This is a genomic window from Pantoea sp. CTOTU49201, from assembly GCF_032054795.1.
GTDB classification, from domain to species: domain Bacteria; phylum Pseudomonadota; class Gammaproteobacteria; order Enterobacterales; family Enterobacteriaceae; genus Pantoea; species Pantoea symbiotica.
In genome coordinates, this window is sequence record NZ_DAMBSA010000122.1 from 1 (window position 1) to 11,157 (window position 11,157).

Genomic DNA, 11,157 nt, shown 5'->3' on the forward strand with positions numbered 1-11,157 from the left:
AAGGTCGCCATTAATGGCGACCCTACTTGTTGGGTGCGTGTTACGCTAATTTCGGAAAGGTAGCGACTTTATTTGCCGTGCCGTGATCGTCACTGCGTACCGGCAACGTATTTAAATCTTTCAGGAAGCTTTCGCGCCAGTGCGAAATATCCTGTTTGCGCAACACCGCCATCATGTCGTTATAACGCGAAATACGTTCGGTACGCGGCATGGTCAACGCGCGGTCCAGCGCTGCTGCCACCTCATCACGATCGTACGGATTGACGATCAGCGCCGAGGTCAGCTCATTGGCCGCACCAGCAAAGCGTGACAATACCAGCACGCCAGGATTATCCGGGTCCTGCGCGGCCACATACTCTTTCGCCACCAGATTCATGCCGTCACGCAGTGGCGTAATCAAGCCCACGTTGGTGAGACGGAAGATCTTCATTAACAGGCGGCGATCAAAGTGCTGATTGAGGTAATAGAGCGGCGTCCAGCCCAATGTGCCGTATTTACCGTTGATGCGCCCCGCTTCCGTTTCCAGCTGATGACGGATGTCCTGATAAGCCTGCACGTCGCCGCGCGAGGTGGGCGCAATTTGCGAGTAGCGAACATTGCCGCGATGCTGCGGGAAGTTCGCCAGCAAGGCTTCAAAGGCGAGGAAACGCTCCGGCAATCCTTTAGAGTAATCCAGACGCTCGCAGGCGATGATGTTCTGCAGATCGCCCAAATCACGTTTCATCGCCGCCATTTTCGGTGGCAGCGGCCCTTCCGCCATCTCTTTAATGGTGTCCGGCTCAATACCAATCGGATAGACCTCAGTCATAAAGGTGTTGCCGAAGGCGCGATGCTTCTTCTCTCCTTTATTCTGCAGCTGCGTCAGCTGGCTCAGGCTATCGAGGAAGGCAACGCGGTCGGATTCTGTCTGGAAACCCAGCAGGTCGTAGTCGCACAGCATCTCCAGCAGTTCCTGATGCGGCGGCAACGCGTTGAAGATCTCAGGCGTTGGGAACGGGATATGCAGAAAGAATCCGATGCGGTTATTAATGCCCTGTTTGCGCAGCTCGGCGGCAAACGGCAGCAGATGGTAATCGTGGATCCACAGAATATCGTCAGGCTTGAGCAGCGGTTTAAGGCGCTGTGCCAGCAACGTGTTGACGCGGCAATAGCCATCCCAGGCTTCGCGCTGATACTGCACCAGATCGAGACGATAGTGGAAAGCCGGCCAAATCACGGTATTGGAGAACTGGAGATAATATTGATCGTAATCGTTTTGATTCAGCGGCAGTGACGCATAGGTAATGCCATCTTTTTCGATCTGCGAAAGTTCTTCATCTTCCTCTTCGCCCGAGAATTCGCTGATCTCTCCGTTCCAGCCAAACCATAATCCTCCGGTATCTCGCAGAGCATCCAAAATACCGACAGCAAGCCCGCCTGCGCTGGCCTTGCTACCATCGGGAATCGCGATACGGTTAGATACGACGACTAAACGACTCATAACCTAAACTCCTTACCCACATTGTCATGTTCTAGTTGTAATAATAGTTGTTCAAGCCAGTGCCATACGGCCTCAACGCTGTCGAGGCGATAGCGTGCATGGCTGGCCCCTTCACCGACTTTGACAGAAATGCCCTGCATGGCGTTGACCGCGAGGAATCCTTTTTCGTCTGTCAGGTCGTCTCCCACAAATACCGGAATGCGTCCGGCAAAGGGCGCTTCCTGCATAAATTCACGCACGGCGGCACCTTTATCGATGCCTTGCGGCTTCAGTTCCACCACGCATTTGCCTGGCTGCAGCGCCAGCTCGGGAAAGCGCGCAACGGCGTCTTCGGCCAGCTGCATGATGGCGTTTTCATACTGCGGCGCATTGCGATAGTGCAGCGCAAACGCCATGCCTTTCACTTCTAAAAGCGTATTCGGCCATTGATCCAGCGTCTGCTGCAGTTCGGTTTGCAGCGTTTGCGCAACAGCATCCGGCAAGCTGTGGCGATGGACTCGGCCCGCCGCATCGCGGCGTTCTGCACCGTGCACGCCAGCGGCTGGCGCTTCGAGCGGCGCCACTAAGGCGTCAAGTTGCGCAATCGGACGTCCGGAAACCAGCGCGACGGCGCCGTGGCTGAGATTGGAAATTTGTTGCAGGAGCTGGCGTACCGAGGCGGGAATGGAGACCGACTCGGGCTGCGACTGAATCGCTGCCAGCGTGCCGTCGACATCAAAAAAGAAGGCATAAAGTCCGCCACTTAACGACGGCAAGGTGCTGTTCTGATTAACCGCGGGGGTCACGACTCTTCTCCTGTCTTGTGGAATTTACCATCACAGGATGTTCGGAGGCTGGCTGGGCGATCGAGGCGGTTACAACCGCAGAAGTGTGTGCGAGGAGGTTTTGCAGATAACACGGAATTTCGATAGATAACTCTCCACAAACAAACATCATTTGAACTCACTCGCCAGGCTGACTGCGAACATCGTCAGCTTTAAGTGTAGACGCAGATCACGATATTGCCAGATTCATGCGGCTTCGCTATAGGATAAGTGGCAGTTTTAGGGGTTATGCCGCAAAAGTATCGCCTCACGGGGTTTTCAACCGCTTCGCTTATTTCTGGCAATATTACGCCCGTCTTCCGCCTTAATTCCCGGATTATGCCGACTTGCATCCGCCGCGCGGATTATCATATGGTGCGTTTACCGTGCGGCTACAGCGCGGAAATAGAGCCCTGAACCGCATAGATCACGGCTTTTAGATCCATTCAGGCAGGAATCCGGATGATGGAAAACCGATCGACATCACATTTTTTATATGTCATAGCGGGTGAACGACGATGATCCCGCAGAGCTATAGCCAACGCGTTCACTTCTATTACTGCATTCTGGTCGCCCTGAAAATCAACGCCAAAACTAAGAAGTCTGGCGGCGTGCGCGGCAAGAATAACTTTCTGCTGAAATGGCTGCGTAATGCGCAGAACAACACCATTTTCCCGCCGGATATCACCAGCGAGATTGAGTGGCTGCGCGCCAAGATCATCAGCTCCGGACCCGACACCGATCTGGAACCGATGCTGCAATATGTCTACGACACCGCAAAGCGTGCCGAGACCCTGCGTTTAGGTTCGTGATTGTTGCGCCGGTTCGCCGGCGCGTTTCCTGCGTAGTTCTACCTATTTCCCTGCGTATTCAACCGCATGTTTTCCCCATCTCGCATTACCTATGATTCGTCATCAGGAACAGTCGCGTTCCTCCTTTCCACCTGACGAAGAGAATGGATTCAAATGAAATTAAAACTATTTTGCTGCGCTCTGCCTTTGATGATCAGCGCCGGTTCGGCCGTTGCGGCGGATGTGAATCAAGGCTATTACGCTTCGGCGAAATACCTGCAAAACCAACAGAATGCCAAAGAGATGAACACCAGCGCGCGTCCGGGCGTCGGCCAGTTTGTCGCGGGTAACGAGAAGGCGCATCAGGCTACCGCCGCGCTGGCGCTCGGTTATCAATGGGGCAACGGCTGGCGCACCGAAGGTGAATACACCTTTGGCCAAAGCGCGGAGTTCACCAGCGGTTCATCCACCTTCGCCACCAGCTATAACCATCTGCAAACTGACGTGCAGCGCCTGATGTTCAACCTCTATCGTGATATCGAACTCGGCTATAACGTTTCGCTGTACGGCACCGCTGGCGTGGGCGTGAGCAAAATCAAAGCGGGCGGCTGGCAGGGCGTGCCATCGCGTGAGTACGCCTCAAGCACGCAAAACAATCTCACTTACAGCATTGGTGCCGGTTTGAGTTACGCACCGATCGATCGCATCGCCATCGACGTCGGCTATCGCTACGTGGATATGGGCAAAATTGAGAGCGGTTATAACAACTTCGTCAATGCCCGTGGTTTGAAGGATGAGCAAATGAAAGCCCATCTGGTGGAGAACCAGTTCACGCTGGGCGCACGCTATTTGTTCTGATGCGTTAATTTCTCCCCTTCCCCTGACCTCGCGTTGGGGGAAGTTTGCCCGCAACATTCCAGCCCTGCGGAAACCACGTTTTTATTGAGAAATCTCAATACCTGCCTGCCAATTACCCCGTAGATCTAGATCAGGTTAAATCCTCTTATCTTGATGAATTTAATCGAAAAAACCTAAATATGGCATCTACGTGAAGGTAATTAATATGATTAACAGAATGATCCTCAATGAGACCGCTTATTTCGGTGCGGGCGCGATTAATTCGATTGTCGATGAGATTCACAAGCGCGGTTTTACTAAAGCGTTGGTGGTCACCGACAAAGATTTGATCAAGTTTGCTGTCGCCACCCGCATTACCGATCTGCTGACGCAGCACGACCTCAGTTTCGAAATCTATGATGAAGTGATTCCTAATCCCACCGTTGATGTGGTGCATGCGGGCGTCGATGCTTTTCGCCGTTCGGGTGCTGATTATCTGATCGCGGTGGGCGGCGGCTCGCCGCAGGATACCTGCAAAGCCATCGGCATGATGATTGCCAATCCCGAGTTCAGCGATGTGCGCATGCTGGAAGGCGGTGCCGCTACGCGTAATCCTTCCGTACCGATCATTGCGGTACCGACTACTTCGGGTACCGCAGCGGAAGTCACCATCAATTACGTCATCACCGATGAAGAGAAGAAGCGCAAGTTCGTCTGCTACGACCCGCACGATATTCCGGCGATAGCCATCATCGATCCCGACATGATGGCCAGCATGCCCGCCAGCCTGAAAGCGGCAACCGGCGTGGATGCGCTGACGCACGCCATTGAAGGCTACATCACGCGCGGTGCGTGGGAACTCACCGACATGTTCCATCTCAAGGCGATTGAAATTATTGGCCGCTCGCTGCGTGACTCGGTCAAAGGCGTGCCGGCGGGCGTTGCCGATATGGCGCTGGGTCAGTACATCGCCGGAATGGGCTTCTCGAATGTCGGACTCGGTCTGGTGCACGGTATGGCGCATCCGCTGGGCGCGTTTTATGGCACGCCGCACGGCATCGCCAATGCGGTCCTGCTGCCGCACATCATGGCGTTCAATGCCGAGCATACCGGCGAGAAGTACCGCGATATCGCGCATGCGCTTGGCATGGAAGGTGCCTATACCTGTTCATTAGCCGACGCACGTGCGCTGGCGATTGATGCGGTGATTACCCTGAACCACGATATCGGTATTCCGCTCAGACTGCGTGATATCGGCATGCAGGAGCAGGATGTGGATGCGCTTGCCGCCGCAGCTTTCGCCGATGTATGTACGCCGGGCAATCCGCGGGAGTGCAGCGTGGCGATGATCGCTACGCTGTATCGTGAGTTGTTCTGATTAGGCGTTATTAGGCAATGCTGAATAAACAGCATTGCCTGTTATTAGCCGCATCGGTTATTCCCGTTTTATCGCCAATTACGCGACTTCTATCGGCAGATTAATCTGGAAATTTTGCTTAATATTCGGTTATGAGGCGTTCTCTTTGCAGGATGTGCCATAGTTCATGTTGATATGAAATATAAAGGATCCTGCTATGTTTGGCTTTTTAACCTCTCTTTTTGGTAGTCCAGAATCATTAGTGCAAGTCATGACGCGCCAGGACATTCAGGAATCGATTGAAGAAGGTGACAGAATTATTATTGATGAAGACGGTAACGCTTCGGTTAATCCATTGAGTCCTGAAGTACAGCGCGATTTTGCCCATCATGTCAGCACATTAAAGGATATTTAAATGGGCACAGCGATATTTATGGTAATGATGGTATGCGGTTATTGGTATACTAGCCGCGACATGTCGAGCCGTTTGAAAATTAAGCGCTCTTTTGGCTGGGATGTCTATTTTCTTATTGCACTGTATGGCTGCATATTTGTACTGCAAGGCGTGTTGGCGACCGCCATTATCTGGCTGATTCTGCTGGCCGCATCCGGTGTGAACAATGCCTTTGCCCTGACTTCGGCAGAAAATGTGCACTGGAACGTCGATTTCATGACGTGGAGTTTTTTAGGCATTCAGGCGCCGGTGGTATTGATGCTGGCCTTTGCCATTCTGTTCTGTATGTATCGCTCCAATTGGGCGGTGAGCGCCCGGCTTAACGCCGGTGGACGCAAAGAGCTGTATCAGCGCCTTTCACGCTCCAACGGCATCGAACAGTTGCTGCTGCAGTGTATGGAAGAAGGCGAACTGGCGTGGGTCACGCTGAAATCGCGCCGTATCTATATCGGCATGATTCATGCAGCGACTTTCGAATATGCCAATACCGCCAATATTGTGTTGATCCCGATGCTGAGCGGCTATCGCGATTCACGCACGTTAAATCTGGCGATTGAGCATAATTACAGCAAGTGGTACCACAATCACGAGATTGATTTCTCTTCGTCGCCGAAAAGTGCCCTTGAGTTTCGCAAAGTGATTATGGTGCACCAAATAGAAAGTTTGTCGCTGTTTGATCCGGCTAGCGCCAGCGCATTAGCCATGGATAAGCAAAGCGGTAATAAACGCAAATGGATCCGAAAGTCTGCGCCTAAACGCGACTATCCATAATTTAATAATTAAAGATGCTGGCTTAATTTTTATGTTGTACCGAGCCAGCAATACTCCATAATAAGTCAAAATAATAAGGTAATCATGATGGACTTTAAAAAGTTCGAGGCCACTCTTCAGCTGTGGGGCGATTTACACTTCACAGGAATTGAATTACAACAGCGTGATAATAAAAGCGAAATTTACGCCACCGGCACAAATAATCATACCCAGAGCCAACTTTATATTTGCACGCTTTCTACTGAAATCGCATCACACATTCAGTTAAAACAGTTTCGCACTTGGTTGCACAGAATTAATATTGGCAAAGCAAAACGCCGGTTGGCTCTGTTACGAAAGGAGTAATGACGTTGTCCCCGCGTGGGGGACAGAGGAGAATATCAGGCGTCGTCAGGCGTATAGCCCACCACAATTTCCAGCGTTTTGCGCAGCACATCGGCTTCAGCATCACTTTCTGCGGTTTCCAGCGCCATAATCAGACAAAGAATAATCGATTTATTACTGACGCGCCCTTCCGTGGCCAGCACGTGGCGGATAACCCTATCCAATACGGCAGCTTCGTTTCTTAACGTACTGTCTGCATTGCGAAAATGCTCTGCCAACTCGGTATCAGGCAGTGCAGCATAGAGGTTGTGATTTTCCGACATGATTCCAGTCCCGTGATTGCGTGTGTGCCCGCATTACTATGTCCTAAACGCGAGCCAATCGGTCAATGTTACGATTGTTGCCAGACTGCTGGTTATGACCAAACAGCTGGAGAACGTTGTCTCGTTGCGGCTGCTCTTCGCGCAATTTTTTCCCCGCCGAAATGCTGTTGCGCACATCGGTGATGGCGGCAGTGATCGCTGCACGCTGTTCGTCATCGGTGCTCTGCTGTTTCATCAGCGTCAGCTGATCCATCAGCGCCTGAGTATTAACGGGGCCCGGCTGCTGCAGCAACGCCAGCGCGGCTTCGCCAATAATTTCATCGATTATTTTCTGCTGTTCACTTCTATTCATAACGAATCATTCATAACGAATCTCTGATCGCCGCTTCGCCCCGGTGCGGAGCGAAGCCAGTGTGGGAGCGTATTCAGAGTAAAATTTTAATACTTGTACAAGTTTGGCGTCTGAAAGGCTCTCAGCTTTCGCGTTCGAATAATAAGCCAATCAGCTGATGATAGTGATGCTCTTCTTCGGCATTGGCGGCCAGTTCCAGTCTGCGCAACAGCTTGGTGCAGAGCGACTTGCGGTTGAGATTACGGCCTTCGCGTAAGATTTCAACCACGATCTGACCCAATGTTTCCTGCTGCGATGGCAGCGACGCTTTGCTGAAGTAGTTGGCAATGGCCTCGACTGAACTCGGCGTGTATCCGTTCTGACGCATAATTGACCCCAATAATTAAAAAAGTTAGGTCATTTGACCTAAGTAAAGTTGTACAGATAGCAAAAAGCTGTACAAGGAGCTTACTCAAGTTAGCAGGCGGGATTTGTTGCAAAAAGTGCTAATAAAGGTGAATTAGGATAATTGGAAAGCTTTTGTTTCCAAATCCGTGCGCTCAGCGCCGAAAGTCATCGACGCGTGAGCCTGTTGGCTGGTCAACTGTCATCGGCATCGGCCGAAGGCATTCTGACGCTGCCTTCCTGACGACTCAACCCGCGTAATGCGGAATGGACGCGGTTATCGCTGCCCGCCGGTTGACGATGCGTGAGCAACCATTGCTGAGCCTGGGCAATTCGCTGCTGTTGTTGCGTGTTTTGCTCTTTTCTCGCCATGCGCGCAAGTTCTGCCAGCAGCGATGAGACGCTGACATCCTCACGACGTAGCAGTAACGCATAGGCGGCTTCGCCAATAATTTTAGGTTGCGAATCTGACATCTTCTACCTCCTGAGAATATGGGCTTACGCTTGGTTCTCACTACTCACTATAGATCATCGGCGTGTTGCCTTGTTAACAGAAAGCTCTGGTTATCTTGGGTTTTTGTTACTAACACGTTATGGTAACTGCCCTTCGGTGGCCTCTGCTCGCACCGACGATGTGATTAATAACAAGAATGAAGCAAGGAAATCTGGCATGGAGTTCACCATACGCAAAGCCAAGGCAGAGGATGCAGAGCTGCTGCACCTGCTGGGCCGCATGACCTACAGCGCGCATTTTAAACATATGTGGGTTTCCGCAGAAGAGCTGGATGCCTTTATCGACAAGGAATATGGTCTGGCGGAGCTGAATAGCAGCCTCGCGGCGCCCAACGAGAGCTGGCTGATCGCCGAGACCGACAAGCCGATTGGCTTTGCCAAAGTCACCTGGAACACACCGGTACCGGATTCCGGCATGAGCGGCGCGCTGCTGAATAAGCTGTACCTTAATCCGGAAGAAACCGGCAAAAATTATGGCCGCTGGATGTTCGAGAGCATCATCAATGAGGCGCGCGACAAACGCGAAGGTTATCTGTGGCTGGAAGTGTTAGGCGATAACGTGCGTGCACGTAAGTTTTATGAAGCCTTTGGCATGCAGCACATCAAAGACATTCCGTTTGTCACCGCTTCGCAGCAGAGTACCCTGCAGATCATGGGAATGATGATTTAAGCGCAGCGGCACGCCATTCGGCACAAAATAAATTTCCTTTGCTGCCAACTGTTTTGCAAATCATTGCGGGTTCTGGCTTGATCAAACTGGCCAATCGACATTACTGTATACATATACAGTAATGATTTGAGATCGCAGCCATGCAGTTTTATCAGCCCGCGGAAATCCGCGCCATTCTTGCCTTACCCTTGTTCATCAGCCGCGTGCCCTGCGGCTTTCCGTCCCCGGCGCAGGACTACGTTGAACAACGTATCGACCTCAACGACTTTTTAGTCGATCACCCCAGTTCAACCTACTTCATCCGAGTCAGCGGTGACTCGATGATCGACATCGGTATCAATGAGGGCGACATGCTGGTAGTGGACAGCTCGCTGAAACCCAAACACGGTGACATTGTGGTGGCTTCGCTTTCCGGCGAGTTCACCGTGAAACAGCTGATGCTGCAGCCTTACCTGCATCTCAAACCGATGAATGCCGCGCATGCGGTTATTGCCATTCCTGACGCCGATGAGTTCGAAGTCTTCGGCATCGTTAAACACGTGATTAAAACCATAGGCCGCTGATGTTTGCCCTGGTGGATGTGAATTCGTTTTACGCCAGCTGTGAAACGGTGTTTCGCCCGGATCTGCGTGGCAAACCGATTGTAGTGCTGTCGAATAACGACGGCTGCATTATTTCCCTGAGCAGAGAAGCCAAGGCGCTGGGCATCAAGATGGGCGCGCCCTACTTCAAACATCGCGAAGAGCTGATGCGTCACAACGTGGTGGTGTTCTCGTCTAACTATGCGTTGTATGGCGATATGTCGCGACGCGTGATGGAGACGCTGGCGCTGATATCCACGCGTGTGGATGAGTACTCCATTGACGAAGCCTTCGTTGACGTCACCGGCATCAATGCCTGCATGACGTTTGAACAGTTAGGCTGTGATATTCGCGACCGCATTTATCAGGATACCCATCTGCGCGTGGGTGTCGGCATTGCACCGACCAAAACCCTCGCCAAACTCGCCAACTGGGCGGCCAAACGCTGGACCAAAGCCGAGAACGTGATGGATCTCTCTTTGCCCCACCGTCAGCGCGAGTTGATGAAACTCGTCAAGGTCGAAGAGGTGTGGGGCGTGGGCCGTCGCTTATCGAAAAAGCTCAACCTGATGGGGATTAACACCGCGCTGGAATTGGCAGAAACCCCGACCGCGCTGATCCGGAAACACTTCGGCGTGGTGCTGGAGCGCACGGTGCGTGAATTATGTGGCGAGTCTTGTCTGGCGTTTGAGGAGGTGATTCCCAACCGACAAAATATTCTCTGCTCGCGCTCGTTTGGCGATCGTATTACCGAATATCAGGATATGCGCGAAGCCATCGCCAATTACGCCGCGCGTGCCGCAGAGAAGCTGCGCAGCGAGCGGCAATATTGTCGTCATATCGGTACATTTATTCGCACCAGCCCGCACGATGCGCATCATCCTTATTACGCTAATGCGGCCAGTCAAACCTTGATTACGCCCACTGCTGACAGCCGCGATATTATTCAGGCCACGCTTAATTGTTTAGATCGCATCTGGGTTCCCGGTAAGCGTTATATGAAAGGCGGCGTGATGTTGGGCGATTTCTTTAGCGATGGCGTGGCGCAGCTTGATCTGTTTGCGGAATATCAGCCGCGTCATAATAGTGACCAACTGATGGCCCTGATCGATAAGATGAATGCCCACCAGCGCGGCGCGCTATGGTTTGCTGGCCAGGGGATTCAGAAACCCTGGTCGATGAAGCGCGAGATGCTGTCACCGGCGTACACCACGCGGCTGGCGGATCTACCGGTGGCGAAGTAACCGCTTCACGCTTGAATTACACGCATGCCAATGCGATATTCAGGCCCTGACACAGCCACAGCTTAATCGCATCCGGAGAACCGGGTTCGGCGAAAAGATGTTTCAGCAGATCAAAAAAACGCGCCAGTCAGCGTAATGCTCGTCAGTTAAGCTTCTTTCGGTCACCATAAATGGCGACCCTACAAAGCATTGGCGCGTTTTTCGTAGGGTGCGCATTCAGGTACAAACCGGGCTGATGGGTAACACTTTAGACCGGGCACATGGGTAACAGTT

At 52.2% G+C, this 11,157-nt stretch carries 15 protein-coding genes; 9 read left to right on the plus strand and 6 right to left on the minus strand.

Annotated features, from left to right (window positions below; all coding sequences use genetic code 11):
* Positions 1 to 40: 40 nt before the first annotated feature.
* Positions 41 to 1,480 (minus strand): alpha,alpha-trehalose-phosphate synthase, encoded by a 1,440-nt coding sequence (gene otsA / locus RTY00_RS10770; protein WP_008102848.1) that lies wholly within the window; start codon positions 1,478 to 1,480, stop codon positions 41 to 43.
* The gene (otsB, locus tag RTY00_RS10775) at positions 1,477 to 2,265 is read right to left on the minus strand and encodes a trehalose-phosphatase (protein ID WP_312664425.1); all 789 of its coding nucleotides are present in this window, start codon (positions 2,263 to 2,265) and stop codon (positions 1,477 to 1,479) included. The genes otsA and otsB overlap by 4 nt, the downstream gene beginning before the upstream one ends.
* Positions 2,266 to 2,801: 536 nt before the next feature.
* Between otsB and RTY00_RS10780 the strand changes: the two genes are divergently transcribed.
* The 6 genes from RTY00_RS10780 (at position 2,802) to RTY00_RS10805 (ending at position 6,838) form a co-directional block, all read left to right on the plus strand.
* Positions 2,802 to 3,095: a hypothetical protein gene (locus RTY00_RS10780; protein WP_154152545.1), complete on the plus strand. Its 294-nt coding sequence runs from the start codon at positions 2,802 to 2,804 to the stop codon at positions 3,093 to 3,095.
* A gap of 153 nt (positions 3,096 to 3,248) precedes the next feature.
* On the plus strand, positions 3,249 to 3,932 hold the full coding sequence (locus RTY00_RS10785) for an outer membrane beta-barrel protein (RefSeq protein WP_312664426.1): 684 nt from the start codon (positions 3,249 to 3,251) through the stop codon (positions 3,930 to 3,932).
* A 205-nt stretch (positions 3,933 to 4,137) separates the two neighbouring features.
* Positions 4,138 to 5,289, plus strand: coding sequence for a lactaldehyde reductase (gene fucO, locus RTY00_RS10790; protein ID WP_312664427.1), 1,152 nt, complete (start codon positions 4,138 to 4,140; stop codon positions 5,287 to 5,289).
* Between the two features lie 196 nt (positions 5,290 to 5,485).
* Entirely contained in the window at positions 5,486 to 5,683 is a 198-nt protein-coding gene (locus RTY00_RS10795; protein WP_008102837.1) for a hypothetical protein, read from the plus strand.
* Positions 5,684 to 6,493 (plus strand): hypothetical protein, encoded by an 810-nt coding sequence (locus RTY00_RS10800; protein ID WP_312664428.1) that lies wholly within the window; start codon positions 5,684 to 5,686, stop codon positions 6,491 to 6,493.
* Between the two features lie 84 nt (positions 6,494 to 6,577).
* A complete protein-coding gene (locus RTY00_RS10805) occupies positions 6,578 to 6,838 on the plus strand; it encodes a hypothetical protein (RefSeq protein WP_154181509.1) in 261 nt (86 codons plus the stop codon).
* Between the two features lie 35 nt (positions 6,839 to 6,873).
* On the opposite strand, the gene RTY00_RS10810 is transcribed toward RTY00_RS10805, so the two are convergent.
* The 4 genes from RTY00_RS10810 to RTY00_RS10825 form a co-directional block, all read right to left on the minus strand.
* Complete coding sequence (locus RTY00_RS10810) at positions 6,874 to 7,140, minus strand: biofilm development regulator YmgB/AriR family protein (protein WP_008102831.1); 267 nt, start codon at positions 7,138 to 7,140, stop codon at positions 6,874 to 6,876.
* A 43-nt stretch (positions 7,141 to 7,183) separates the two neighbouring features.
* The gene (locus tag RTY00_RS10815; protein ID WP_312664429.1) at positions 7,184 to 7,492 is read right to left on the minus strand and encodes a hypothetical protein; all 309 of its coding nucleotides are present in this window, start codon (positions 7,490 to 7,492) and stop codon (positions 7,184 to 7,186) included.
* A gap of 121 nt (positions 7,493 to 7,613) precedes the next feature.
* Positions 7,614 to 7,859 carry a regulatory protein YcgZ gene (gene ycgZ / locus RTY00_RS10820; RefSeq protein WP_007891089.1) on the minus strand — a complete coding sequence of 82 codons (246 nt, stop codon included), beginning with the start codon at positions 7,857 to 7,859 and terminating at the stop codon, positions 7,614 to 7,616.
* A 212-nt stretch (positions 7,860 to 8,071) separates the two neighbouring features.
* On the minus strand, positions 8,072 to 8,350 hold the full coding sequence (locus RTY00_RS10825) for a hypothetical protein (RefSeq protein ID WP_008102827.1): 279 nt from the start codon (positions 8,348 to 8,350) through the stop codon (positions 8,072 to 8,074).
* Positions 8,351 to 8,546: 196 nt separating this feature from the next.
* Here RTY00_RS10825 and RTY00_RS10830 point away from each other — a divergent pair, with 196 nt between their 5' ends.
* The 3 genes from RTY00_RS10830 (at position 8,547) to umuC (ending at position 10,884) form a co-directional block, all read left to right on the plus strand.
* Positions 8,547 to 9,059 (plus strand): GNAT family N-acetyltransferase, encoded by a 513-nt coding sequence (locus RTY00_RS10830; RefSeq protein WP_008102825.1) that lies wholly within the window; start codon positions 8,547 to 8,549, stop codon positions 9,057 to 9,059.
* A 140-nt stretch (positions 9,060 to 9,199) separates the two neighbouring features.
* Positions 9,200 to 9,622: a translesion error-prone DNA polymerase V autoproteolytic subunit gene (gene umuD, locus RTY00_RS10835; protein WP_061716746.1), complete on the plus strand. Its 423-nt coding sequence runs from the start codon at positions 9,200 to 9,202 to the stop codon at positions 9,620 to 9,622.
* Positions 9,622 to 10,884 carry a translesion error-prone DNA polymerase V subunit UmuC gene (umuC, locus tag RTY00_RS10840; protein WP_312664430.1) on the plus strand — a complete coding sequence of 421 codons (1,263 nt, stop codon included), beginning with the start codon at positions 9,622 to 9,624 and terminating at the stop codon, positions 10,882 to 10,884. The genes umuD and umuC overlap by 1 nt, the downstream gene beginning before the upstream one ends.
* Positions 10,885 to 11,157: the final 273 nt, after the last annotated feature.